The following is a 25,302-nucleotide window of genomic DNA, read 5'->3' on the forward strand; positions in this document are numbered from 1 at the left end:
GCCGCTTGCCGCAGGCGAGAATCGCGGGGTGATGCGCACTGGCCGCGTTCGCAGGCCGCAAATGCCATGAAGTGGACTGGATTGCTCGCACTGCTGATCGCCTCGCCGCTGGCGCGATCGCAGGCCACGGCGCAGTCGACCATGCCCGCCACGACACAGACCATCATCGACATTCGCGACCACGGCGCGCGCAGCGCCGATGACGATGCGATTGTGCAGACCCAGGCGATCCAGCGAGCGCTGGACGCCTGCGTTGCGCTGGGGGGAGGGACGGTGATCGTTCCAGCGGGCGTTTACGTCAGCGGCGCGGTTCGTCTGCCCGCGGGAGTCGAGCTGCGATTGGAACGCGGGGCCGTGCTGCGCGGAAGCCGGCGACTGGAGGACTATCGCATCGACGGCCGGCTGAGCGGGCTGATCTCGGCGGTCGATGCCCACCGCGTCGGCCTGTGCGGCCAGGGCGTGATCGACGGCAATGGCATGGCGTTCATGGATGCAGGCAAAGTCAACCTGGGCGAGGATTACGACCGGCGGTTTGTCCGGCAGGGGGATCGCTATCTTCGTGGCCACGACGCGCGCGACGACGGGCCGATCATGCCCCGGGCGCGTCCGGGAAACCTGGTTGTTTTCGCCAACTGCCAGGATGTCAGCGTCAGCGGCGTGACGCTGCGCAACTCGCCGTACTGGACGCTGCATGTCAACGGCAGTCGGGACGTCGTCATCCGCGATATCACCATCGACAACCCACAGGAAGTTCCCAACAACGACGGCATTCACTGCACCACCAGCCGCGATGTGCGGATTTCCGGATGCGTAATTACCGCGGGAGACGATGCGATCGCGATCTCCGGCGTGAGCGACCACGGGCCGATCATTCCGGGTTTTGTCGGCTATGATCGGCCCAGCCAGAACATCGTGATCCGCGATTGTGTGCTGCGTTCACGTTCGGCGGGGCTGCGGATTGGATACGGGCACAACGACGTTCGCGAGGTCGTGGCGAGCAATCTGCGGATCCAGGCCAACCGCGGGATCGGCATCTTCGCCCGCGATCGCGGTTCAATCAGTGATGTCCAGATACGCGATGTCGTGATCCGCACCCGCCTTTACCGCGGTCACTGGTGGGGCAAGGGCGAACCGATTCATCTTTCGGCGCTGTCCATGTCGCCCGATGCGCCGCCGGGCAGCATTCGCGGCGTGCGCATCGGCGGCATCGTCGCCGAGGCCGAGGCGGGTGTGGTCATCTACGCCGCCGAGCCGGGACTTATCGAGGATGTCGCCATCGAGGATCTGAAGCTGAATATGCGCGGCTCGCCGCTTCAGGCCGAGTATGGCGGCAACATCGACCTTCGCCCGGCACACGAGCCGCCGCTGAGGATCTTTGCACATGACATCCCGGCGATCCTGGCGCGCGGGGTGCGCCAACTGCGCCTGCGGGATCTGGCGGTGAAGTGGCCACAGGATGAGCCACAGTTTTTCACGCACGCGGTGCAGTGCGATGATTTTGACCGGATCGTGATCGAGGGCTTGCGCGAAGAGTCCGGCGGCCGGGCACGGCATGCCGCGACGATCCTGCTTCGCCGCGGCAGCGGAGCGGTCGTGAGAAACGTCAGCTCCGAGGTTCCCGATGTGCGGTTGATCTCACAGGAACATGTGAGCGATGTCGATTTCCAACCATGAGGGCAAGGCTATGGGCACGCGATCGCCAGAAGTCGATGCGTACATCCGCAACGCGCCGCCGTTTGCGCAGCCGATCCTGACCAGGATCCGCGAGCTGTTCCACCGCGCCTGTCCGGACGTGCAGGAGAAGCTCAAGTGGAGAGTGCCCAGCTTCGAATACAAAGGGATGCTCGGAGGGATGGCCGCGTTCAAACGGCACGCGACATGGGGATTGTGGAAGGCGTCGCTGCTGAAGGACCCAAAGGGCGTGCTGGAGGGAAGGGCCAGCTCGCCGATGGCGGCGGGAAAGTGCAGCGATGTCTCGCAGCTTCCGCCAGAGCAGGACATGGTGGATTTGATCAGGCAGGCGGTGGAGCTGAACGAGCGTGGGGTGAAGCTGCCGCAGCGGAGCCGGACCGCGAGCAGGCCGCCGCCGAAGACTCCGCCGGACCTGGCCGCGGCGCTGAAGCGCAACGCCAGGGCCGCTGCGACCTTCAAAGGCTTCAGCCCCAGTCACAAGCGCGAGTACATCGAATGGATCACCGAGGCCAGACAGGAGCAGACGCGTCGGCGTCGCGTGGCGCAGGCGATCGAGTGGATCTCGCAGGGCAGGCCGCGCAACTGGAAATACATGACGCGGAAGTAACCGCGCCGGAGAAAAGACTCCCGACCCCTTATTTTAAGGGGTCGGGAGTCTTTTTCGGCTGTTCAGCCTGGCTCGGCGTCGATGCCGGCGCGGGCCAGCGCTTCGTGGACCTGGCGGATGTGTTCGAAGTCGCGCGTCTCCAGGATGCACCAGACGCGAACGCTGGCCACGTCCGCAGGGCCGAAACTGCGGTCGTGGATGATCTCCTTGATGCTGGCGCCGGTTTCGGCGATGACCGACGCCAGATGCGCCAGTCCTCCCGGACGGTCGCTGATGCGGGCAATGACGCGGCACAGCCGTCCGTCGGCGGCCAGTCCCCGCTCGATCACGTGCCCCAGCGTGCTCACGTCGATGTTTCCCCCGGCAAGGCACAGCACAACGCGTTTGCCGGCAAGCTGCTCGCGGCGGCGCAGCGCCGCGGCCAGGGGCACGGCGCCGGCCCCTTCCACCACCGTTTTTTCCAGCTCCAGCAGCCGCAGAATCGACGTGGCGATCTGCGGCTCATCCACCAGCACCACATCATCGACCACCCGCCGGGCGATCTCGAAGCACAGCCTGCCCACCTCGGCGATTGCCAGTCCATCCGCCAGCGTCGGCTTGGATTCGATCCGCACGACGCGTCCGGCCTGAAGCGAAGCGTGAAGCGTCGGTGCGGCGACGGATTCGGCGCCGATGATCAGGACCTGTGGCCGCAATGACTTGATCGCCGTGCCCACGCCCGCGATCAGCCCGCCGCCGCCCACCGGCACGATCACCGCCTGCACGTCCGGCACATCCTGGAGAATCTCCAGCCCCATGGTTCCCTGCCCGGCGATGATGTCCGGGTCGTCAAAGCCATGGACGTACACGAGCTGATGTTGATCCCGAAGCTGCATGGCATGACTGCGGGCCTCATCGAACGTCTGGCCGTGCAGGATGACGGTAGCGCCGAAGGAGCGACAGTTGGTGACCTTGATGAACGGGGCCCATTTGGGCATGACGACGGTTACGGGGATGCCCAGAAGCTGTCCGTGGTAGGCAAGCCCCAGGGCATGATTTCCCGCCGACGCCGCGATGACGCCGCAGCGCTTCTGCTCTTGGCTGAGCAGCAGCAGTTTGTTGCGCGCGCCGCGCTCCTTGAACGAGCCGGTGACCTGGACGTTGTCCAGCTTGCACCACACCTGGCAACCGCACAGCCGGCTCAGTGCCAGCGAGTAGGGACAGGGGGTGTGAAAGACCTTGTCGCTGATGCGTTGCTGAGCGGCCTGGATGTCCTGGAGCGTGACGGACATGTTGCAGCACGGGCGTGCGGCCCGTACCCATGAATGCTGCGCGGGACGGCCTCGTCAGGTTGATTCGCTCACGGCACCAAGCGTCGCCGACGGCTCGCGTGGCTGGCGGTCGATCGGTGACAGATCGGGCAGTTCCCTGTCGGAGCGTGCTCCCAGCTCCCCGATCTTCCGCGCTGTCACCATCACCCGCGATTCCAGGGATCCCAAAAGCTCGTTGTAGCACTTGACGCTCTGCTCGAGGCTGGCCCCGAGCCTGGAAAAGTGCGTGGCCAGAACCGCGATCCGATCGTACAGGTCCTTGCCATGCTTGCGGATTTCCTCGGCGTTTTCGGCAATCTGCTCCTGCCGCCAGCCGAATTCGATCGCCTTCAGCAGCGCGATCAGAGTCGTGGGCGTGGCGACGATGACGCGATTCTTGAGGCAGTCCTCGATGAGCGTGCCGTCCTGTTCGACGGCGGCGTAGAGGAACGCCTCGCCCGGCAGGAACATCACGACATACTCCGGTGAGCGTTTGAACTGGTTCCAGTAGCTCTTGGCGCCCAGTTCCACGGCGCGGCTGCGCACCTGTCGGGCATGGCGCGCCAGGCAGGCGCGGCGGTTGTCTTCATCCGGCGCGGCGGCGGCGTCCAGGAACGCATCCAGCGACACCTTGCAGTCGATCACAATCTGCCGGTCCCCGGGAAGATGCACGATCATGTCGGGCCGCTGCCGACCATCTTCGGTATCGACCGAGGCCTGCTCGATGAAGTCGCATCGGGAGCTCAGCCCCGCCAGCTCGACCAGCCGCCGCAGCGTGATCTCGCCCCACTGTCCGCGCGTGGTAGGGCGGCGAAGCGCGGTCACGAGCTGCGTGGTCTGGAGGCTGAGCGTGCGCTGGGTCTCGGCCAGCGTGCCAAGTTGCTCGCGAAGCATGCTGTAGCTCTCGACGCGCGATTTTTCCAGCTCCGCCAGACGCGCCTGATACGTGTTGAGCAGCTCCTGCATCGGCTTGAGCAGGCCCTCGATCTGGGCCTTGCGCTGTTCCAGGCTGCCGACCGCCTCGGCGGAAAGCGCCGCGAATTTCTCCCTGGCCAGGTTCAGGAATGCCTCATTGTTCCGCTGAAGCGCATCGGAGCTGAGGCTGGCGAAGGCTTCACGGAGCCTGGCTTCGGCGGTGTCCAGCAGAGCCTGTTGGCGGAGCAGCTCCTGCTCGCGCGCCCCCAGCTTTTCTTCCAGCACGGCGCACTGTCGCTGAAGGTCGGCGATCAGCCCGCGGCAGCGGCGCTCTGCCAGCAGATACGCCACGACCGCGCCCAGCCCAAAACCCAGGATGCCCACAATCCATGCCATAGGTTAACGTGTCCCTAACGCAAGCACTGTAACAGGATGAGCATGGGCATCGCAAATGAAATGATCGGGAGAAGACCTCGGGCCGGGATATGATCGGTGATCCTACTTCGGGAGCGCAACGTGACACAGACAGCTCACACGAATCGGCTGGCCAACGAGACTTCCCCGTACCTGCTCCAGCATGCGCACAATCCGGTGGACTGGTATCCGTGGGGTCCGGAGGCGTTCGAGGCGGCGCGGACCCAGGACAAGCCGATTTTCCTGTCCGTGGGGTACAGCACCTGTTACTGGTGCCACGTGATGGAGCGCGAAAGCTTCGAGAACGAAGCCGTCGCCCGCGAGATGAATCAGCGATTCATCAACATCAAGGTCGATCGCGAGGAGCGGCCCGACGTCGATCAGCTCTACATGACCGCAGTGCAGGTGCTGACGCAACAGGGGGGCTGGCCGATGAGCGTGTTTCTGCTGCCGGACCTTCGCCCGTTCTATGGCGGGACCTATTTTCCGCCCACGGATGCGTATGGCCGGCCGGGATTCGTCACGCTGCTTCGTGCGGTCGACGATGCGTATCGCAACCGTCGGGCGGATGTCCATCGCAGCGCCGAGCAGTTGCTGAACATCCTGCGACAACTGGCCGAGCCCCCGCCAGCCTCGCAGCGAATCACGATCAACTGGGAGCAGATCGACGAGCTGGTCAGGCGCAGCATTGCCGACTACGACCCGGTTCACGGCGGTTTCGGCGGCGCGCCCAAGTTCCCGCGCCAGACGCTGCTCGAAATGCTCCTGATGTATTTGCGGCTCAGGCCCGTCGAGGTCGATCCGCAGTCGCAGATCGCAAGTCGCCAGGCACAGATCCTGTCCATGGTCCGCCATACGCTGGATGCCATGGCCAACGGAGGTATCCGCGACCATCTGGGCGGCGGGTTCCACCGCTACTCGACCGACGCGCAGTGGCTCGTGCCGCACTTCGAGATCATGCTTTACGACAACGCGATGCTGGCCTGGTGCTATCTTGAGGCCTACGAGCAGACCGAGGAGCTGCGTTACGCGCGGATTGCGCGGGGCATTCTGGATTTCGTGCTGCGGGAGATGACCTCGCCGCAGGGCGCGTTTTACACCGCGTTTGATGCCGAGGTCGATGCCCGCGAAGGCGGTTCGTATCTGTGGACCGCCGAGCAGGTCCAACAGGCGCTTGAGGATTCCTTCACGCCCGAGCAGATCGCGGAGTTCATGCATGTCTACGGGCTGGACCGCGGGCCGAACTTCGCCGATCCGCATCATGGGGCAGGTCGTGCCGAAAGCAACGTGCTGTATCTGCCGGATGGGGCCCAGCGCGAGAACGATCCAATGATCGTGAAAATGCGGGAGGCGCTGTACCAGGCGCGACGCAAACGCAAACAGCCGCTGCTGGACACCAAGATCATCACGAGCTGGAACGCGCTGATGATCCGGGCGCTGGCGTACGCGGGACAGGTGCTCCAGGAGCAGCATTACCTTGACGCCGCCGAACGCGCCGCGCGGTTCCTGGTCAAGCACCACATGACCGAAGAAGGCGCGCTGTACCGCACGAGCCGCGACGGCCGGCCCAGGCACGAGGCGTTCCTCGACGATTACGCGTTTTTGTGTCAGGCGATGCTGGCGCTGCACGATGCTGGCGGCGACGAGAGCTGGCGCGATCAGGCCCGCGCGCTGGCCAAGGGAATGCAGTATCGCTTCGGCGACGAAGATCGCGGCGGATTCTACTTCACCTCCCGCGACGCCAAAGACCTGATCGTCCGACAGAAGGTTGCGACCGACAGCCCGCTGCCCAGTGGCAACGCGGTCGCGGCGATGGTGGCGCTGGAGCTGGGCGACCGCGACAGCGCCGCCCGAACCTTAAGCGTCTTCGCCCAGCAGTTGCTTCAGCAGGTCGAGGCGATGAGCTCGATGCTGGAGGCGGCGATGCTGTACGTCGATCAGCATGGCGAGCTGACCGTCGAGCCGACAGCCGACGCGCACAGCCGCCGCCCCATGTCGCTGCACGAATTGGCGGAACGCGTTGTCACGGTGGACACGGCCTGGCGCTCGCCGACGGAGCTGGAGCTGCGGCTTCAGATCCTGCCGCCGTTTCACATCAACAGCAACGCGCCGGCGGGGGGGATGATTCCTACGGAGGTGCGTGTTCCCGATGCGCAAATCGAGACGATCGAGTATCCGCCGGGGCAGACCTGGGCCGGGCAGACGAGCATCGTCGTAAGGTTCAAGCAGCCGGCCACACAGGTGATTCATGTCGCGCTGCGGTATCAGGCGTGCGATGAATCCGCCTGTCTGCCGGAGATAACGCGCGTGTTCGATGTCCGGCCAGCGTGAACATTCACGTTCATGTCACGTGCGTCCTGGTCGTGCTACATCCGCAGTCTATCCCAGCTTGGCCAGCTCGGCTTCGGCCTCAGTCAGTTGGGTCCTGGTCTGCTCGACCAGGTGCGGCGGCGCCTTGGCCAGGTAGGCGTGGTTGCTCAGCCGAGCCCGCAGGGCAAGGATCTGCCTGGTCAGTTCATCGCGTCGTTTGGCGATTCGCTGCCTCTCGGCGTCGGGATCGACCAGACCTTCGACATAGATTTCGCACCCGGCGGCCAGGGCGCGGGCGGCGTTGGCGATGGGCGACAGGTCGGCGCGGACATCCCTGAGCATGCAGGTGGCCAGCAGCTCGATCATCTCGCGGGCATCGTGAATCTGCCGCGCCGCTTCGCCGGGCGCCAGGATCGAAACCGTCACGGTCTTTTTCGCGTCCACCTTGTACTGGTTTCGCAGGTTGCGGATCGCGACGATGATCTCCTGAAGCCTGGGGAAGATGTGCTCGGCCGCCTGCGCGAAGTCGCCGACCTGCGGCCAGGCGGCGCGGATGAGCAGCGGGCTGGTGCAGCTCATCAGCCGTCCGGGCAGGCCCCGCTCCGGGTAGGCCTGGTTCAGCCGCTGCCAGATCGTTTCGGTGATGAACGGAATGATCGGGTGCATCAGCCGAAGCGCTCCGTCCAGCACACTGGCCAGGATGTGCGCCGTCAGCGGCGCGCGCGCCGGATCCTTCAGGGCGGGCTTGGAAGCCTCCACATACCAGTCGCAGAAATCACGCCAGAAAAAGTCGTAGCATGCCCGCGCGTACTGGTCGAAGCGATAGTTGGCCAGCGCGTCGTTGGCTTCAGCGACCGTGCGGTTGAACCGCGAGACGATCCAGCGGTCGGCCATGGACCATTTCGTTTCATCAAGGTACGCAGGCGCGGAGTCGTCCGATCTGCGATTCGAAGAAGACTGCTCGGTACTCTCCGTTTGCTCTGTGGCCACTGATTCGATCGACGCCAGCACGAACCTTGCCGCATTCCAGAGCTTGTTGCAGAGGTTGCGGCCAAGGTCGAACTTCTCGCTGGTGTTCTTGCCGTTGGGCAGGCGTTTGACGGGCATGCGCACGTCCTGCGTCTCGGTGGCCATGTGAGTGAGCGTGAATCGCAGGGCATCGGCGCCGTGGGATTCGATGATGTCCACGGGGTCCACGCCGTTGCCCTTGGACTTGGACATCCGCTCGCCCTTGCCATCAAGGATCGTTGGGTTGATGGCGACGTGGTAGAAGGGAATGCCAAGCTGCTTGCCGAGCGCGCGAAGCTCCTGTTGTCCTCTCTCCCGGGAGTCCGGCTGAGAGGCGCTCGACGAAGAAGCCTCACCCCTGCCCTCTCCCGGAGTACCGGGCGAGGGAGAAGAAGTGCCCATGTTGTACATCCCCATCATCACCATCCGCGCCACCCAGAGGGTGATGATGTCCCGTCCGGTCACCAGGACGCTGGTGGGGTACCAGGTCTCCAGCTCCGCCGTTCGCTCCGGCCAGCCCAGCGTGCTGTGCGGCCACAGGGCCGAGCTGAACCACGTGTCCAGAACGTCGGGGTCCTGGACGAAACCGGCCGATTCGATGATCGCCTCAAGCTCCGGGTTCCCCGGTCGAACGCACGCATACTCGTGAGTCGTGCCCGTCCTCTCATCAATTGCTCGTTGGAAGCAAATCTGACCACGGAACTTATTTTTCAGGCGATCGTCGATGTTGATGCGCTCGGGCCATGTCTGGTCATCAGCAAAGCGATCCTCGCGTTTGTTGTGCTCAGGTTGCCAACTGCGACTCCACACCGGAATCCGATGCCCCCACCAAAGCTGGCGTGAGATGGGCCAGTCGCGTTTTTCGCCCAGCCAGCTCAGGTACTGCTGGGCGTGGCGCTCGGGGAAGAACTTGATGATGCCCTCGCGCACGACCTGGAGCGCCGGCTCGGCCAGCGGGGCCATCTTCACGAACCACTGGTCGCTCAAAAACGGCTCGATCGGCGTCTTGCTGCGGTCGGAGTGCCCGACCTGCGTTTCGTAAGGCTCTTCCTTTTCCAGCAGGCCGGCGTGCATGAGGTCCTCGACGACCATCTTTCTGGCCTGCTCCCGCGGCATGCCCCGGTACTTCTCAGGGATCCGCGGATCGTCGTTGATCCGCCCATCGGGCGTGAGAATGTTGATGATGTCGATCCTGCCGTTCTGCCGCTGCCAGCAGGCGTAGTCGTTGGGGTCGTGCGCGGGCGTCACCTTCACGCAGCCGCTGCCGAACTCCATGTTCACCAGAATCGGGTCGGCGATGATCGGGATCTTTCTGCCGGTCAGCGGAAGCTCGACGAACTTGCCGATGGCCCAGTTCCAGCGCGGATCGTCGGGATGGACGGCGACGGCCGTGTCGCCGAGCATCGTCTCCGGACGCGTGGTGGCCACGATCATGTAGCGGGGACGAGACGCAGCGGTGGAATCCGCGGCACTTTCAGTTCGTGTCCTTGTCGGTGCATCTGCTGGTCTGTCGGGCTGATCAACGATCGGATACCTCACGTGCCAAAGGCTCGTCTTGACCGTCTCGTAGTAGATCTCGTCGTCGCTGATCGAGGTTTGAAGGTGCACGTCCCAGTTGACCAGCCGTTTGCCGCGATAGATCAGGCCGTCCCTGAAAAGCTTGAAGAAAGTCTCGCGCACGGCGCGGGCGCACTGCTCGTCCAGCGTGAAGCGCGTGCGGTCCCAGTCGCAACTGCATCCCAGTCGCTTGAGCTGTTCCAGAATCCGCTGGCCGTACTGGTTCTTCCACTGCCAGATGCGCTGGACCAGCGCTTCTCGGCCGATGTCGTGGCGGGTCTTGTTTTCCCTTTCCTTCAGCTCCTTTTCGACCACGGCCTGGGTGGCGATTCCGGCGTGGTCGATGCCGGGGATCCAGACCGTATTGAAGCCGCGCATGCGGTGCACGCGGATGAGGATGTCCTGCAAGGTGTTGTTGATCGCGTGCCCCAGGTGCAGGGCGCCGGTGACGTTGGGGGGAGGAATCACGATGCAGTACGGCTGGCCGGGGTCGGTCGGTTCGGCATGGAACGACCGCTCGCTGAGCCACAGCTCGTACGTGGCGGGTTCGACGGATGCCGGGTCGTAGGTTTTGGGCAGTTCGGTGCTCATGGCAGACCAGATTTCAGGCTACACGGTTTGCCGGACAGATGGAACAGATCGCGGGGTCCGCGGCGAGTACGAGGACCGGCCATCCGGCCAAGCCTAGGGCATGACGACAGCCCCGCGGCAGGTGGTGCATTGGATCGGTTTACAGCACATGGGTAGCATGGACAAAAGGTAGTCGGTTTGCCGGGCGGATCAAGCCTGCGGCGGTCCGCTGAACCCTGACATCGTCCAAACTTTAGTCCTCCGGGACAATTTTTTCGCGAATTCTGCAAGTCGATAACCGGCAGTGCCGATGAACAAAGCAGAAGGGGGACCGCGGGTATTATCGGACGCGCGTCGGGTGGTAGGAATCAGTCGGGTTCTCAGGCGGACAGAAACGTGAAAAAGCCGCACCGCAAAGTTGTCGTCTTCGCAACGCTCATATCGGTTCTGACGTTGACCAGCGCCCTGCTGTTGGCCCTGGCGCCGGCGCCGCTGACGCCGGATGCTTCCTCAAGCCTCTTTGCCGTTGATCAGCCCGAGTCCCTGGACGTGATCTTCCAGACCCAGGTGGCGCCCCGTGGCGGACGATGGAAGTACATCTACATCCACCAGAGCCGCACCGCCTCGGGCAACGCCATGAGCCTCAGCCGCGGCAGCGCGGGGCTGGGCGATCATTTCGTCATCGGCAATGGCGAGGGCGCCATCGATGGGGAGATCCAGATCGGCCAGCGGTGGAACCAGCAGCTTCCTGCGCATCCGCCGGCTGGGGCGACGGGGATCGATCCGGCGTGCATCAGCATCTGCCTGATCGGGGACTTTGATCATGCCATGCCCACGTCCACGCAAATCCGCCGGCTGGCACAGCTCGTCAACGCGCTTCAGAGCCGCTTCGACATTCCAGCGGGGAAAGTGCTGATGATGCACGATTCCGGCGGCGCGACGGGGGTTGGAAAATACTTCCCGACCACCGCGTTCCGTGAGCAACTGCTGCCTTGATTGCGGATTGGGGATCGGTCGGCCAATCCGCAATCCCGAATCCCAAAGCCGCAATCCCGTGCTCCCCATTCTCTCCCTTGCATAAGCTGTGCGTTTGTTCTAACCTACTTTGGTGGTAAATCCGTAGGGTGAGTCGTATCATTCGGCGGTTGCGGTTCATCGATATCTTCATCGACCGCCCTGTGGTTGTCCCCGCCCGATTCCCACCGTTCGGGTGAGCGTGATGCAGACTTACCCGGCCGGGGTGGAACAAGTTGCATGGCTCAGAAACTCCTCCACTATGATGTTCTGGAGCGCCTGGGGGAGGGTGCGCGAAGTACGATCTACCTCGTGCAAGACCCCGAAACCCGCCAGGTTTACGCGCTTAAGCACGTCGTCCGCGCTGAACCCAAGGACATCCGCTACATCGAGCAGATGGAGACCGAGTACGAGATCAGCCGGCAGTTCACCCACCCCAACCTCCGCCGCGCCTACGACCTGAAAATCGTCAAAACGCTGCTGCTGAAGGTGAGCGAGGCGTTCATGGTAATGGAGTACGTGGACGGCAAGCCGCTGGATGTCCGTCCGCCCACCGATCTCATGGACATCATCGACACGTTCATCCAGGTCGCCGAGGGGATGCGGGCCATGCACCAGATGGGCTACGCCCACTGCGACATGAAGCCCAACAACGTCCTGCGCAACGATAAGGGGAAGGTCAAGATCATCGACTTCGGACAGAGCTGCAAGATCGGCACGGTCAAGGAACGCATCCAGGGCACGCCGGACTTCATCGCCCCCGAGCAGGTGGCCCGGCGGCCGATCAGTGTACAGACGGACGTGTTCAACCTCGGGGCCACACTGTACTGGAACCTGACCGGCAAACACATTCCCACGCTTTACACGGTCAACAAGAAGGGGGAGAACAGCTTCCTGCTGGACACGCGGATCGACACACCGGCGGATCTGAACCCCAAGGTTCCCCCGGTGCTTTCAAACCTGGTGATGGACTGCATCGCCACCAGCCCGCGCAAGCGTCCGCCGGACATGGACGCGGTCATTCAGCGGCTGGAGCTGGGCAAGCACATCCTCAGCAAGCAGATGCCTGCCGCCGGCGGCACCGCACAACTGAATGTCTGACTGAGTTCTGTCCGCGCCGTCCCACGTCAACTCGGCACGGGCACCGACATTTCCGCCAACCTGTCCGACGTCTGCAAACTTCGGTGAGCGTTTTGGCCGAATCAGCGGTGCAGCGCCCGCTGGCACCGGCTTTGCCCCGTCAAAGGCACGTGCACTAACAAAGGAGAACCCATATGGCACGCTGGCTCGTGTTACTTCTGCTGGGTGTGTTCACGACGGGCGCGATGGTCGGCTGCGAGATCGACGCCGACGCCGATGATGACGGCGGCAAGCTCGAAGTGGATGTGGACGATTGACATCGCCCGTCCAGTGAAAATCCCAAGCCGCCGCGGAAGGGTCTGCTATCGCGGGCCGGTATTTTAAGTCTCGCCATGTTGCATCGGCGATATCACAAAGTTCCGGTCCGCTAAAGCAGGCCCTTCTCTTTTTTTCGTTCATGTCAGATGACGATCACCCCCCGCGCGTCTTCGCCTTGCAGCAACTGCTCATACGCCTGATTGATCTGCTCCAGTGAATAACGTCGCGAGACCAGCGAGTCGAGCTTGAGCCTCCCGGCCGTGTACAGCTCCAGCAGCATCGGGAAATCGCGATGCGCGTTGACGCTGCCGTAGTAGCTGCCTTTGATGGTCTTTTCCTCACGGACGATCCGTGCACCGGGCAGGTTGGTTGCTGAACCCATCGGCGAAAGTCCTGCCAGCGTCACGGTTCCCCCGGGGCGCGCCAGCTCCAGCGCCAGTTCCTGAAGCGCCGGGACACCGACGGCCTCGAAGCCGTGATCGGCGCCGCGGGAGCCTGTCATCGCCCGCACCTGCGCGATCAACTCACCGGGCGCGCCCGACACAAGAGCATGCGTCGCGCCCAGTTGCCGGGCGATCGCGAGCCGCCCGGGCTTCAAATCGATCGCAATGATCGGCCAGGCGCCGCACAACGCCGCGCCCTGGATGCAGCTTAATCCCACGCCGCCGCAGCCGATCACTGCGGCGGACTCTCCCGGGCGTATGCCGGCCGTGAACATCGCCGCCCCCACACCCGTCGCGACAGCGCAACCCACCAGCGCCGCGACCTCGAACGGCACATCCTTGCGCACCTTCACACAGCTTTGCCGCGGCACCACCGTTCGCTCCGCAAAGCTTGCCAGACCGCAGTAGCTGTAGACCGGCCGGCCGTCCAGCCACAACCGCGTCGTGCCGTCGAGCATCGTGCCGGCCCAGATCGGGGCGGTGTACGTGTCGCACAGGTTTGGCCGACCGCGCAGGCAGTAGAAGCAGTGCCCACAGCTCGGTGCCCAGTTCAGCACGACGTGATCCCCGACGCCAAGATCGTCAACGCCCGCGCCGATCGCTTCGACTACGCCGGCGCCTTCGTGTCCGGCCACTACCGGCATGGGATGTCTGGTGGCCCCCGTGACCAGATGCCAGTCGCTGTGGCAAACGCCCACCGCGCGCACCTTCACCAGCACTTCGCCAGCGCGCGGCTCCTGAAGCGACAGCTCATCGATCACGAAAGGCCTGTTCGGCCCCAGCAGCACCGCCGCCTTGATCTTCACCATGCCGTTTTCTTATCGTTAGCAGAACCCGGAGGCAAAGTGGGCATGAAGTGGTGGCGGTTGACGATTGGCTCGAACCGGTGGCGCGCACTCGCTGTCGCCGCACTGCTGCTGTACGCTCAACTGGACGCCTCACTGCTTGTCAGGGCTTTCGCCGCGGATGGCCAAAGCCCTCTGTTGATTCACCTGCCCGGCATCGGCGGGCACATGCGCATCGATGACCAGATGACAGGCGGGCTGAAGCTCGGCGGGCTGGATGCCGAGATCCGGATCTACGACTGGACCAACGGCAACCCCGGCATGCCCGCGCTGGGCAACTACCAGGGCAATCAGCGCGAGGCGGAAAAGGTGGCGCAAATGATCGTCGATGCCCGCCGGGCCAGTCCGTCGCGACGAATTATCCTCACAGGTCATAGCGGCGGAACGGGCATCGCCGTCTGGGCGCTGGAAAAGCTCCCGGATGACGTGCAGATCGACACTCTGCTCATGATCGCGCCGGCCCTGTCGCCACAGTATGACCTTACCGCCGCGCTGCGGCATGTCAGGGGAAATGCCTACGTCTTCACAAGCGTTGCCGACCAGATCCTGGGCTGGGGCACACGCAGTTTCGGCACGATCGATCGGGTCAAGACCGATGCGGCGGGCAGGGTCGGGTTCACCACGCCCGACACCGCCGATCCGCAGCAATACGCCAAGCTCAAACAATTCGCCTACGATCGCGCCTGGACGCGCTACAACAACGCCGGCGACCACATCGGCGCCATGATGCGACCATTCGCCCGCTCGATCCTGGCGCCTCTGCTGCTCAACGGCGAGCTGCCCCAGTCGCCGGCGACTCGCCCGGCCACCACCCGCTCGTCCGGCAAGGCTTGACCCATGATGGTGCAACGATGAACCGCACGCAGCAGCCACGAACAGACCATTGGACGACCGGACGGATCGTGCTGGCGTATGCGGCGATGACGCTGTTGGCCCTGGCGTCGGTGTGGATCGTGGATCGCAAGGTTCATCTTCTGCCGGCGCGCGACAGCCAGAATCCGGCCAGCCCCACCAGCAGATGACTCAGCGATGAGGGGAGGATGTTTGCGGGCAGCTCGTAAGGCACATCCTGTCCCAGACTCAGCAACGTGCCATAGGCCACCGGTCGCTGCGTCCACAGGCCAAGATTCAGCATGACGCGATTTGTCGCGAACAGCGGATGGGGGCTGACCAGCGCCGCGACGACATCGGCGGCCGCGGCGCCTCGCAGATGAGCGGCGGTCCAGATCGGCCAGGTCAGCCAGGCCAATGCCACCAGCACGACGATTCCCGCCGCCAGTGGCGCCGGGATGAATCGGCGGATCAGGCTCAGCCCTCCTGCCAGCGCTGCGCACCACGAGATCATCAGCACGTACCATTGCAGCCACTGGACGAACGTCATGCCCGGGTGCAACACCGCCAGCAGCACGACAATCGCGATTCCGTCATTGGCGCCGGCGGCCACGAGCAGCCGATCCAGCAGCCTGGTTTCCGCGGCGCACATCGGCGGCACGATGATCGCCGCGAAGACGAACCCAGCCAGCGGCAGTCCCAGCGAGACTCCTGCCGCCTGAAAACTCAACGCGGCGGCGCCGATTCCCAGCAGCATCGCAACCCAGGCGGTCCAGGGGATGCCCAATGATTCCGGGTAGTTTCGATTCATCCTCACCGCCGGGATTGTCTCCAGAGCGATGCGCCGATGCCACGCCGAAAAAGACTCCCGACCGGCTCAGTCTCGACCCTCATAATTGGCGTAGATCATGATGTCGTGCGTCAGGGTCCGCAAGAGCATCTCCTGCCGGCGACGGCGGCGTTGCACGGAACGCAGGGCATCGCCAAAGTTCCGCTTCATCATGCTGTTGACCGTCTCGCTCTGCGCTCGCTGGCCGTAGGTTCGCCGGTCCGCCTTGCGGGCAAACCGCTGCTTCATCAGCCGGCGATATCGACCGCCGGGCGGCTTGCTCGACGGCCGCCCGATGCCCGTGGGAATCACCGAGCGCACACCCATGTCCAGGCGGGCGCTGCGGTGGTTGGCCTCTGAGTCGTATCCAGCGTCGGCGACGACGACGTTCACATTGGCCCGCCGCCACGCATGGTACAACAGCGGCGCGAAGTCCGGCGCATCGGACCCGCAGCCGATATGAACCCGCGCCGCCAGGATGAGGTGACAGGCCGAGGCCACCGCCAGGGCCAGCTTCGGCATCTGCCGGGCCCGGCGCGAGCGTGAGCGATTGACCTCGTCTGCATCGGTTTTTTTCGGTGTATTTGCCGCCATCGCGCAGGAGCATCTTGCGGCAGACGCGGTCGTAATGGCGTGAGCGGTGACGCGCCTCGTAGCAGGTGCTGTCGAGGGTCAGCGGCTTGCTCGAGTCGAGCTTACGCAGCAGTTTGGCCTTGGCGGCAAGCTGGGCCAGCAGGTCGAGCATGCGGTTGACGCGCCGGGTCTTGAGAAGCGTGCCGAAGGCCCGCCAGAGGGTGTTGTGATCCGGGGCGCGGGACATGCCGAGGTCGGCCAGCCACTGCGGCGAGTCGCGCAGCAGTTGCTCGGCCCTGCGATAGCTGAGCTTGAGCTGCTCGCGCAGAACGAGGCAGGCGAAGAGTTGCGGGAGCGTGAAGTCGTGGCGGCTGCAGTCGCAGGAGTAGGCCGGCCAGACGCGGAGGGCCAGTTCATGGGCCTGCCGCAGGACCTTCCATGGTGATCGAGATGTTTCCATCCCGCAGCTTGTACCCACTGCATCGGCGTGGCGCTACCGAACATGCGCCGAACTTGGAGAGGGTCGAGACTGAGCCACTCCCGACCCCTTAAAATAAGGGGTCGGGAGTCTTTTCCGATGCCCGGACAAAAGACAGGGTCCAGGCGCCAAACCTGGACCCTGCCGGGTTGCCTTCCCTCCTTACGCTTGCCCGGCTCGCGCCATCCAATGGCACGATCACACCGAGCGTTGGGAGAGGCATCTCTTCGTCATATGCTCAATGAAACTACCCCCTTCGCCCGGGCCGTTGCCGCGAGCTGCTTGCCTGGCGATCCTCATCCGCCAGCAGCACCCCGTGGAAACACCGGCTCGAGCACCAGGTACGGCGTGGCGGGCTCCTGCCCCGGAGGAACGTACTCGGGCATCCGCTGGCCGCGGATCGGCAGGCTCTTGATGTACCCGTACACCGCGCGCAGGTCCGCGTCGCTCATCGCATGCAGGCTCGACCAGGGCATCGGCGGACGCGTGTTGCGGGCGCGCACCACCTGCACGAAGGTGTCTTCGTCAAAGTCCTTCACAAACAGCCGCAGGTTCGACGCGTACGTTGTTCCCCACGGGCCGCGCCAGCCAACCGGCACCCCCGTCAGCCACAATTCCTCGGGCACCTTGCTACCGGACTCCATGTAGCCGGGGGTGTGACAATCGTTGCATCCGGCAGTCATGATGATGTATCGCCCGGCGTTAACCGGGGAACTGGAGACGACGCGTTCAACCGGTCCGGCCTGCGGCGTTGGCCAGGCTGCCGCCGCGTTGCTCTGGTCAGAAGCTGCTGTGTCCCGTGCGCCGGGCACGCCTTGTCCGCCCCGCGGTTCCGACCACAGCGCCGCCGTACCTGCCGCCAACGCCAGCGCCGTCACCGCCGCCACGATCAGGTACGGGCGCGATTTGGCCACGGGCTGTTCCTGCCGCTGGCGGGCCTGCTCCCACGCTGGCTCGACGTTGGCCACCGCCTCGACTCGACCACACCGACGATTCTCCATTCCCTGACTCCTTCGTATGAGACGCAGAATTATCCGGCTGAGAAACGAATCGACCATTGCCCTGAACAGGTCGGCGATACGCGGCTATGATCAGACCAAGGAGCACGATTCATCATGGCTTCAACGGTTTCATCTGAGATGTATCCGGCGGCGTCGCGCGAGCTGGGCGAGCAACGCAAGCGGCTGGCCCCCGCGCAGGCCGAGGCGTTCAAGGCGTTTTCCCAGGCCGTCTTCGCCGACGGCGCATTGCCGGCGCAGATCAAACAACTCATCGCTGTCGCCGTGGCACATGTCACGCAATGTCCCTACTGCATTCGCGCTCACACCCGCGCGGCGATGGCGCAGGGCGCCACCGCCGAGCAGATCATGGAAGCGATCTGGGTCGCCGCGGAGATGCGCGCCGGCGGCGCGTATGCTCACGCGCTGCTGGCGATCGACACGATGGCCCGGAAGGGCCAGCAACAGGCTCCTGTCACGCCGCCGCCTTCTGCTCAGACCTGAGAATGCCTGGCCGCCGTGGCGACGTGCGGTATCCTGCTGTCCAACGTGTCGGCTGTGCCCCCCATCCTCGTGATTCTCGGTCCGACCGCATCGGGCAAGACCGCGCTGGCGTTGGCGCTGGCGGAGCGCGTCGGCGCGGAGATCCTCAGTGTTGATTCCATGACCGTGTACCGGGGCATGGACATCGGCACCGCCAAGCCCACGCCCCAACAGCGTGAGCGGATCCGGCACCACCTCATCGACGTGGTGGACCCGAACCAGACGTTCACGGTGGCGCGTTTTGTGGAGCTGGCCGACGAGGTGATCGCCGACGCCGCCCGTCGAGGCGTGCCTCTGATCGCCACCGGCGGCACACCGCTTTATTACAAGGCGCTGTTCGAGGGGCTGTTTGAGGGTCCGGGCGCCGATCCGCAGATTCGCCAGTGGCTCAACCAGCAGCCCACGCAACTGCTGCATGCCCGGCTGAGCCAGGTCGATCCCGCCGCCGCGGCCAGAATTCACATCAACGATCGCAAACGCCTCGTCCGCGCGCTGGAAGTCTTCGAGTTGACCGGCAAGCCGATCTCCTCGTTTCAGACGGCCTGGGCCAGTGGCACGCCTCGCCACCAGGCGGTGTGGTTCGGCCTGGAGTGGGACCGCGAAGCACTGAATCGTCGCATCAACGCCCGGGTCAGACAGATGATCCAGCAGGGCTGGCTGGAGGAGACACGGGCGTTGATTGAACGTTACGGATCTCTTTCAAAGACCGCGTCGGAAGCAACCGGCTATCGCGAGCTGATCGAGCACCTTCAGGGCAAAATCTCCCTGGAGGAGGCGGTCGAGCGGATCAAGATCGCCACCCGACAGCTCGCCCGCAGGCAGATGAAATGGTTCCGGCGGTTTCGGGACGTGCAGTGGCTGAGCGGCGATGCGCCGCTGGAACAGCTCATGGATCAGGTGTTGTCGCGGATTGATGCTCATCGTTCTTCATCAGTTCCCTGAGCAGAACGGTGGCGAACGAGCCCGCGGGCAGTGTGAAGGCCACCGTGATGTACGGGCCAGATTCATCCACCCCGGCTTCCAGTTTCGTGTCAGTGGGTTTGACTCGCAGCGGTCGGCGGGCGCCTTTGGCCTGAACCATGCCCTGCTGCCTGAAGTGTCCGGGGGTCAGGCCATGCGACTTGAGCACCTGCTGCTCGATCTGCAGTGGCTGGCCCTGTGGCATGGTCATGCGATACCCGACGATCGGCCCGGTGGGGCTGATCTGGAAGGCGTCGGCGCGGGGTTGCTCGGCGGCGGCGTTTTCGACGAGAAAGCACGCGCCGTTGTCGTGCTTGTAGGCAAGATCTCCATCCATCAGTCTGTCGATGGAGTCGATCCGCTGCGCCAGCACGTCGTTGAAGATCCGTGACTGTAGCGCCGAGACCCACAGCCGCCGAAGACGCTGATCGATCGCGCGCACCGCCGCCCCGGGCTTGCCCGTCTTCATCAGCCGCGCCAGGATCCGCCGCTCCATGCCGCTGCGCCGCGGCCAGTGCTTCATCGATTGCTCATAGTTTCCCTCGTCGAACAGCTTTCGCGCCATCAGGGTCTGGGGGTCATCCAGATCCGGATTGGGCGAGCCGAGCAGATGGTGCAGCAGTTCTTCCGGCCGCCCGCGGATCAGCGCGGCGCCGAGGATGTCGTTATCGCCGCGCCGGCCGAAACGCTGCTCGCCGAAAAAGTTGGGCATGCCACGTTTTTCCAGGATGTCCAGAACGGGCCGCAGCTTGACCACATCGGTCGGATTCACGTCGCGAATCTTGACGGCGAATCGATTGCCCGCCAGGTGGCCCAGCCTGAGCTTGTTGCCATGCCTCGCGGCCCACAAAACGGTGATGTCCGGGATCTGCAATGCCATCACCTGCTCAGGGGTGACGCCCAGGATCGAGAGAACCTGCCGGCTGATGGCCTGGGCGTCCTTCAGTCCCGCATAGCCGATGTCGCGAGTGGGGATGTGCAGCGCCTCGGCGATGCGGTTGATGGCCTCGAAGGTGCTGATGCCGACTTTCTGGATTTCGCAGTAGACGTGCTCGCCCTGTCCGCTGGGCTCGTAAAGCGGTATCTCCTGAACGAAAAAGTCCTGTGGGCGTCGCTTGATCGCGCCGCCGATGCCGGGAAAATCGCGCGTGAAGTACGGAAGAGACATGCCGGGATTTTAAGCCCGAGCTACGACGGTACGAAGCGACGATGAACGCGCGATTGCTCTGAGCATCCGGCTCAGCGACACAGCCCGTACCGCACCAGCGCCGCGTGCACCCCATGGTCGTCGTTGCTGGGCGCGATCCAGTGGGCGTTTTGCTTGACGATCGGATGGGCGTTGTCCATCGCCACGGCGATGCCCGCGTACTGGAGCATCCCCACGTCGTTGGGCGCATCGCCAATCGCCATGATCTGATCGCGTCCGACCTGATAGAACTCGGCGACCATCGCCAGTGCCGCGGCCTTGCTCACGCGCCTGTCCATGATCTGGAGCAGGTGCTCGTCGGCATGAAGGATGCTCACCTGGTTGCCGAATCGATCCAGCAGCAGCGGTTCCAGCCTTGCCAGCATCGGCGGCGGGCCAAGCAGCATCAGTTTGGTGATCTCGTTCTGGCAGAAGCGCTGGTAGGGTTCGACGACATCCGGGGCGAAGAGCCGGCCGGTCTCGGTGGTGTAGGCCGGGTCATCAGCGCGGTCGGTAAACCACCGATCCATCGCTTCGCAGGAGACCAGCACTTCCTCGAACATGTCGCGCGCTGTCTGGATGATCTGCCGCACCAGCGCGCCGCTCATTGGCTGATGAAACACCGGCTGACGCCCCGGCTCGTCCCAGATCAACGCCCCGTTGTAGTTGATCGTCCAGGTATCCAGCGCCAGCAGTTGATAGATGGGCCTGACGCTTCTCGGCGGGCGAGCCGAAGCGATCACCACCCGCACGTCCGGTTGCAGGCAGCGCAGCGCGTTGAGCGTCTGTTCGCTGACGCGCTTGCTGCTGGTCAACAGCGTGCCATCAAGGTCGATGGCCACCAGCTTGATCGGGCCGGCAGATGGCATGCCTCGTCTGCGATTTCCTGTGGTTCCGGTCCAACGCCTGTCCGAGGGCCGGGAAATCTCCATATGTGCCTGCCTTTTGGCATCCGTGCCGATGAGCGTTATCGTACATCTTCGATGGGAACGCAACCGCCGCCGACCGATGCTTCCACGGCCCAGGTCCTGTCCAGCGAAGCGCCGCCGCGTTATGGGCGCCCGCGGTTGCCCCGCATCCAGGAGCTGGGGCTGATCGTCGTCGTGCTGGTTCTGGGCACGGCTCTGTCGGTTTACGGCTCGTACGACGCCCGCGGCGGCACCAACACTTTCCTGAACCTGGACAACCTCGTCGGGCAGATCGCCACCTACATGGCCGTGTACGCGATCATGTCGGTCGGCGTGACATGCGTGATCATCGCCGGGGGGATCGACATCTCGGTGGGGGCGATTTATGCGTTGTCGGCGCTGGCGTGCGCGGGCGTGCTCCAGAACCTGCCTCCAGATGCGTCGGCGTGGATCGTGTTGCCTGTGGCGCTGTTCGTCGGGCCGGGGGTGGGACTGCTGTGCGGGCTGCTGAACGGCCTGCTCGTCACTCTGCTGCGGCTGCACCCGTTCATCGTCACGCTGGGCACGCTGAGCATCTACCGCGGCGTCGGCAACGTCGCCACCACGATCAAGACCCTTCCCTCTCAGGGCAAATCGATCCCCGACGCATTCACCACCGACTTCATGCAGCGCTACTTTTTCGAGACCGCGCCGGGCGAGGGGGGGGTGCAGCTCATGCCGCTGATCGTGATGCTGCTGGTCGGCCTGGCCGGATGGTTCTACCTGAAGCTGACGGTCGCGGGGCGCGAGAGCTACGCGGTGGGCGGCAACGAGGAGGCGGCGCGATTCAGCGGCATCCGCGTGAACCTCGTGAAGCTGCGGGTGTATGCGATCAGCGGGCTGAGCGCCGGCATCGCCGGCATCGTCTCGCTCGGCTGGTTCTCCACCACCTCAACCAACACCGGCAGCGGCTACGAGCTGTACGTGATCGCGGCGGCGGTGGTGGGCGGGGCGAGCTTGACCGGCGGACGGGGCACGGCGCTGGGCGCGATCCTGGGCGCTCTGGTCATCCGAATGATCGAAAACGGCATCTTCAAGTTGCACTTGAACCAGGAGTACAGCCAGATCATCGTCGGCTCGGCGATCATCATCGCCGTCACGATCGATCGGGTCAGCGAGTATGTGCGCGCCCGGCACCTGGCCGGCGCGCATAGGGCTTTCCAACGCGCTGTCAGAAAGGAAGAGCAGCACGCATGTTGATCCGAAGACTGCTGATTGCTTTTGCGGGGATCGCGCTGAGCGTTGTCGGGCTTGGGGTGTTGCCACATGCCCAGGCTCAGGCGCCCAGAAAGATCGTCATCGGTATGGTCGCCAAGAGCCAGTCCAACGCCGTGTTCCAGGCGGCCTACACGGGCGCACTGGCGGCGGCGAAGGAGCTGGGGCCCAAATATGGGGCGGAGGTGTCGATCGACTGGCAGACCCCGCCGGATGAGGACGCCCAGCGCCAGGCGCAGGCGATCGAGGCGCTGACGGGCGCGGGGGTGGCGGGCATCGCGGTCTCCTGTTCCGAGGCGCGCACGGTTACGCCGGCCATTGACAAGGCCGTGCGACGCGGCATCCCGGTCATCTGTTTCGACTCGGACGCGCCGCAGAGCCGGCGATTCGCCTACTACGGAACCGACGACCAGCAGTGTGGGCAGCGCGTCATGGCCGAACTGGCCAAGGCGATGGGCCAGAAGGGCACGATTGCGATCCTGGCGGGCAACCAGAGCGCGCCCAACCTCCAGGCGCGCGTCAAGGGCGTGAAGGACGAGCTGGCCAAGTATCCGAACATGAAGCTGCTGGAAGCGGGCGGCGGAGTGTTCTATCACCAGGAGACGCCCGAGCGCGCCGCCGAGGCGCTCCAGGCGGCTCAGAATGCCAACCCGCAGATCGAAGGCTGGGCGCTGGTCGGCGGCTGGCCGCTGTTCACCGCCAACGCCCTGCCCTGGCCGCCGGGCAAAATCAAAGTGGTCTCCGTCGACGCCTTGCCGGCGCAGCTTGCGTATCTGAGAAGCGGCCACGTCGAGGTGCTTCTGGCGCAGGACTGCTACGGGTGGGGTTACCGCTCGGTGGAGATTCTTCTGGAGAAGATCGTGAACAAGAAGGACCCGCCGACGCAGCGGGTGATCGACCCCCTGACGGAAGTGCGCAAGGAAAACGCCGACGAGTTCGCCAAAAAGTGGGACAGGTGGTTGCAGCGATGACGCATCGCGTTGTGCGTTTTCGCCCCCGGGGGCGCACGTTGCACGGCCGCGACGACCGTGACACCACGGGTGAACATGCCCGAAGCCCATGTTGAATTCCGCCTGATCAGCAAGCGTTTCGCCGGCGTGACGGCGCTGGAAAACGTGTCGCTGGCGATTGCGCGCGGTGAATGTCACGGATTGATGGGCGAAAACGGCGCCGGCAAATCGACGCTGGGCAAGATCCTGGCCGGGATTCACAGGCCCGACGCGGGCAGGATTCTGATCGACGGTCGCGAGGCGTCGATCAACAGCCCGACTGACGCGCTGCGCCACGGGATCGGCATGGTGCATCAGGAGCTGGCGTTCTGCCCGGACCTGAGCGTCGCGGAAAACCTGTGCATGGGGCAGTACCCGCGACGCCTGGGCATACTGGTCGATCGTCCACGGATGCATCGCCGTGCCGAGCGACTGCTCGGGCAGATCGGCGTGTCGCTGGACGTGACTCAGCCGATGCGGGCGCTGTCCACGGCGCAGGAGCAGCTCGTGCAGATCGCGTCGGCGATTGGAACCGACGCGCGGATTCTGATCTTTGACGAGCCGACCAGCTCGCTGTCGGAGCCGGAAGCGCAGCGGCTGTTCGAGCTGATCCAGCGGCTCAAATCGCGCGGGGTGACGATGATCTACATCTCGCACCGCATGCCCGAGCTGTTTCGCCTGTGCGATCGAATCAGCGTGCTGCGCGACGGGCGATACGTCGGCACGCTGCCGCGCGACCAGGCCAGCCCCGACACCATCGTGCGGATGATGATCGGACGATCGATCGAGGAGTATTTTCCGCAGCATCTGTCGGACAAACCGGGGCCGACGCTGCTGAGCGTGCGCGGGCTGAGATCGCCGGGCCTGTTCGAAGACGTGTCGTTTGAGATTCGATCCGGCGAGATTGTCGGCTTCGCCGGGCTGGTCGGCGCCGGACGCAGCGAAGTGGCCAGGGCGATCTTCGGGCTGGATCCAAACGCGCGCGGGCAGATCGAGCTGGAAGGTCGGCCGCTGCGGCTGGGGCGTGTGCGGCAGGCGATGCGCCGCGGGATCGGTCTGCTACCGGAGGATCGCAAACGCCAGGGACTGGTGCTTGCGATGAGTGGCCGGGCGAACCTGTCGCTGGCGATGCTCGACCGCCTCTCGCGTCTGGGGCTGCTGGCGCAGCGACAGGAACGCGCCGTCGCCCAGACATACTTTCAGCGGCTGGCGATCCGCGCCCCGTCGATCGAGACTCCGGTCCAGGCGCTCAGCGGCGGCAACCAGCAAAAGGTGGCGATCGGCAAATGGCTGGCGCGCGGGGCCAGGCTGTTGATCCTGGATGAGCCAACGCGAGGCGTGGATGTGGGCGCCAAGGCGGCGATCCATCGGCTCATTGACGAGCTGGCGCGACAGGGCGCGGGGATCATGCTGGTCTCCTCGGAACTGCCGGAGGTGCTGAATCTCTCCACGCGGATTCTGGTGATGCGACAGGGTCGCATTGTGGGGGAGCTGACACGCGATCAGGCCGACCAGGAAACGGTCCTGCGGCTGATGGCGGGCGTGGAACGGTCTGGCGCGGATCGAGATTCGCTGGTGGCCTGAGCCGGCGGGTCGATCGGCGATCACATCTCGGCCGATGATCCGCGGCCTGTACACGTGGTTCGGGTTGTGCTGAGAATCCTGTCGCGTTGACACCCTTGGCCGGCTCT

At 64.4% G+C, this 25,302-nt stretch carries 22 protein-coding genes and 1 pseudogene; 13 read left to right on the forward strand and 10 right to left on the reverse strand.

Going from position 1 to position 25,302, the window contains the following annotated elements:
- The first annotated feature begins 66 nt into the window (after positions 1 to 66).
- Entirely contained in the window at positions 67 to 1,674 is a 1,608-nt protein-coding gene (locus ACQS5P_RS16070) for a glycoside hydrolase family 28 protein (RefSeq protein WP_428937633.1), read from the forward strand.
- Positions 1,655 to 2,299: a YdeI/OmpD-associated family protein gene (locus ACQS5P_RS16075; RefSeq protein ID WP_428937634.1), complete on the forward strand. Its 645-nt coding sequence runs from the start codon at positions 1,655 to 1,657 to the stop codon at positions 2,297 to 2,299. Before ACQS5P_RS16070 ends, ACQS5P_RS16075 begins: the two co-directional genes overlap by 20 nt.
- A 62-nt stretch (positions 2,300 to 2,361) precedes the next feature.
- On the opposite strand, the gene ilvA is transcribed toward ACQS5P_RS16075, so the two are convergent.
- Both ilvA and ACQS5P_RS16085 read right to left on the reverse strand, forming a co-directional pair.
- A complete protein-coding gene (gene ilvA, locus ACQS5P_RS16080) occupies positions 2,362 to 3,570 on the reverse strand; it encodes a threonine ammonia-lyase (protein WP_428937635.1) in 1,209 nt (402 codons plus the stop codon).
- Positions 3,571 to 3,624: 54 nt separating this feature from the next.
- Entirely contained in the window at positions 3,625 to 4,899 is a 1,275-nt protein-coding gene (locus ACQS5P_RS16085; protein ID WP_428937636.1) for a DNA recombination protein RmuC, read from the reverse strand.
- A gap of 120 nt (positions 4,900 to 5,019) precedes the next feature.
- Here ACQS5P_RS16085 and ACQS5P_RS16090 point away from each other — a divergent pair, with 120 nt between their 5' ends.
- Entirely contained in the window at positions 5,020 to 7,248 is a 2,229-nt protein-coding gene (locus tag ACQS5P_RS16090) for a DUF255 domain-containing protein (protein ID WP_428937637.1), read from the forward strand.
- A gap of 48 nt (positions 7,249 to 7,296) precedes the next feature.
- Here ACQS5P_RS16090 and ACQS5P_RS16095 read toward each other — a convergent pair whose 3' ends face one another.
- A complete protein-coding gene (locus ACQS5P_RS16095) occupies positions 7,297 to 10,383 on the reverse strand; it encodes a valine--tRNA ligase (RefSeq protein ID WP_428937638.1) in 3,087 nt (1,028 codons plus the stop codon).
- A 375-nt stretch (positions 10,384 to 10,758) separates the two neighbouring features.
- Here ACQS5P_RS16095 and ACQS5P_RS16100 point away from each other — a divergent pair, with 375 nt between their 5' ends.
- The 3 genes from ACQS5P_RS16100 to ACQS5P_RS16110 all read left to right on the forward strand — a co-directional run bounded on the left by ACQS5P_RS16100 (position 10,759) and on the right by ACQS5P_RS16110 (position 12,773).
- Positions 10,759 to 11,358, forward strand: coding sequence for a peptidoglycan recognition protein family protein (locus ACQS5P_RS16100; protein ID WP_428937639.1), 600 nt, complete (start codon positions 10,759 to 10,761; stop codon positions 11,356 to 11,358).
- Positions 11,359 to 11,616: 258 nt separating this feature from the next.
- Positions 11,617 to 12,477, forward strand: a complete 861-nt coding sequence (locus ACQS5P_RS16105) for a serine/threonine protein kinase (RefSeq protein ID WP_428937640.1) — start codon at positions 11,617 to 11,619, stop codon at positions 12,475 to 12,477.
- A gap of 173 nt (positions 12,478 to 12,650) precedes the next feature.
- Complete coding sequence (locus ACQS5P_RS16110) at positions 12,651 to 12,773, forward strand: hypothetical protein (RefSeq protein ID WP_428937641.1); 123 nt, start codon at positions 12,651 to 12,653, stop codon at positions 12,771 to 12,773.
- Between the two features lie 143 nt (positions 12,774 to 12,916).
- Here ACQS5P_RS16110 and ACQS5P_RS16115 read toward each other — a convergent pair whose 3' ends face one another.
- Complete coding sequence (locus ACQS5P_RS16115) at positions 12,917 to 14,026, reverse strand: Zn-dependent alcohol dehydrogenase (protein ID WP_428937642.1); 1,110 nt, start codon at positions 14,024 to 14,026, stop codon at positions 12,917 to 12,919.
- 42 nt (positions 14,027 to 14,068) lie between these two features.
- Here ACQS5P_RS16115 and ACQS5P_RS16120 point away from each other — a divergent pair, with 42 nt between their 5' ends.
- Positions 14,069 to 14,896 (forward strand): hypothetical protein, encoded by an 828-nt coding sequence (locus ACQS5P_RS16120; protein WP_428937643.1) that lies wholly within the window; start codon positions 14,069 to 14,071, stop codon positions 14,894 to 14,896.
- Between the two features lie 17 nt (positions 14,897 to 14,913).
- Complete coding sequence (locus tag ACQS5P_RS16125; RefSeq protein ID WP_428937644.1) at positions 14,914 to 15,084, forward strand: hypothetical protein; 171 nt, start codon at positions 14,914 to 14,916, stop codon at positions 15,082 to 15,084.
- On the opposite strand, the gene ACQS5P_RS16130 is transcribed toward ACQS5P_RS16125, so the two are convergent.
- From ACQS5P_RS16130 to ACQS5P_RS16145, 4 genes and pseudogenes are all read right to left on the reverse strand, one after another.
- Positions 15,030 to 15,710 carry a hypothetical protein gene (locus tag ACQS5P_RS16130; RefSeq protein ID WP_428937645.1) on the reverse strand — a complete coding sequence of 227 codons (681 nt, stop codon included), beginning with the start codon at positions 15,708 to 15,710 and terminating at the stop codon, positions 15,030 to 15,032. The genes ACQS5P_RS16125 and ACQS5P_RS16130 overlap by 55 nt on opposite strands.
- 60 nt (positions 15,711 to 15,770) lie before the next feature.
- Positions 15,771 to 16,316: a transposase gene (locus ACQS5P_RS16135; protein ID WP_428937646.1), complete on the reverse strand. Its 546-nt coding sequence runs from the start codon at positions 16,314 to 16,316 to the stop codon at positions 15,771 to 15,773.
- Between the two features lie 211 nt (positions 16,317 to 16,527).
- Positions 16,528 to 16,755 (reverse strand): annotated as a pseudogene (locus ACQS5P_RS16140) (hypothetical protein); the annotation flags it as partial.
- Between the two features lie 314 nt (positions 16,756 to 17,069).
- Positions 17,070 to 17,774, reverse strand: a complete 705-nt coding sequence (locus tag ACQS5P_RS16145; protein WP_428937647.1) for a hypothetical protein — start codon at positions 17,772 to 17,774, stop codon at positions 17,070 to 17,072.
- Between the two features lie 114 nt (positions 17,775 to 17,888).
- Between ACQS5P_RS16145 and ACQS5P_RS16150 the strand changes: the two genes are divergently transcribed.
- Together ACQS5P_RS16150 and miaA are read left to right on the forward strand one after the other, a co-directional pair.
- The gene (locus ACQS5P_RS16150) at positions 17,889 to 18,275 is read left to right on the forward strand and encodes a carboxymuconolactone decarboxylase family protein (RefSeq protein WP_428937648.1); all 387 of its coding nucleotides are present in this window, start codon (positions 17,889 to 17,891) and stop codon (positions 18,273 to 18,275) included.
- Positions 18,276 to 18,290: 15 nt separating this feature from the next.
- On the forward strand, positions 18,291 to 19,256 hold the full coding sequence (gene miaA / locus ACQS5P_RS16155) for a tRNA (adenosine(37)-N6)-dimethylallyltransferase MiaA (protein WP_428937649.1): 966 nt from the start codon (positions 18,291 to 18,293) through the stop codon (positions 19,254 to 19,256).
- Here miaA and truD read toward each other — a convergent pair.
- Together truD and ACQS5P_RS16165 are read right to left on the reverse strand one after the other, a co-directional pair.
- A complete protein-coding gene (truD, locus tag ACQS5P_RS16160) occupies positions 19,201 to 20,442 on the reverse strand; it encodes a tRNA pseudouridine(13) synthase TruD (RefSeq protein WP_428937650.1) in 1,242 nt (413 codons plus the stop codon). The two genes, miaA and truD, sit on opposite strands and share 56 nt — an antisense overlap.
- 71 nt (positions 20,443 to 20,513) lie before the next feature.
- A complete protein-coding gene (locus ACQS5P_RS16165) occupies positions 20,514 to 21,329 on the reverse strand; it encodes a Cof-type HAD-IIB family hydrolase (protein ID WP_428937651.1) in 816 nt (271 codons plus the stop codon).
- 114 nt (positions 21,330 to 21,443) lie between these two features.
- Here ACQS5P_RS16165 and ACQS5P_RS16170 point away from each other — a divergent pair, with 114 nt between their 5' ends.
- The 3 genes from ACQS5P_RS16170 to ACQS5P_RS16180 all read left to right on the forward strand — a co-directional run bounded on the left by ACQS5P_RS16170 (position 21,444) and on the right by ACQS5P_RS16180 (position 25,195).
- Positions 21,444 to 22,607, forward strand: coding sequence for an ABC transporter permease (locus tag ACQS5P_RS16170; RefSeq protein WP_428937652.1), 1,164 nt, complete (start codon positions 21,444 to 21,446; stop codon positions 22,605 to 22,607).
- Entirely contained in the window at positions 22,601 to 23,593 is a 993-nt protein-coding gene (locus ACQS5P_RS16175; RefSeq protein WP_428937653.1) for a substrate-binding domain-containing protein, read from the forward strand. Before ACQS5P_RS16170 ends, ACQS5P_RS16175 begins: the two co-directional genes overlap by 7 nt.
- Before the next feature lie 75 nt (positions 23,594 to 23,668).
- Entirely contained in the window at positions 23,669 to 25,195 is a 1,527-nt protein-coding gene (locus tag ACQS5P_RS16180) for a sugar ABC transporter ATP-binding protein (protein ID WP_428937654.1), read from the forward strand.
- Positions 25,196 to 25,302 lie beyond the last annotated feature (107 nt).

The sequence above is a fragment of the Fontivita pretiosa genome, from assembly GCF_050410795.1.
GTDB lineage: Bacteria > Planctomycetota > Phycisphaerae > Tepidisphaerales > Tepidisphaeraceae > Fontivita > Fontivita pretiosa.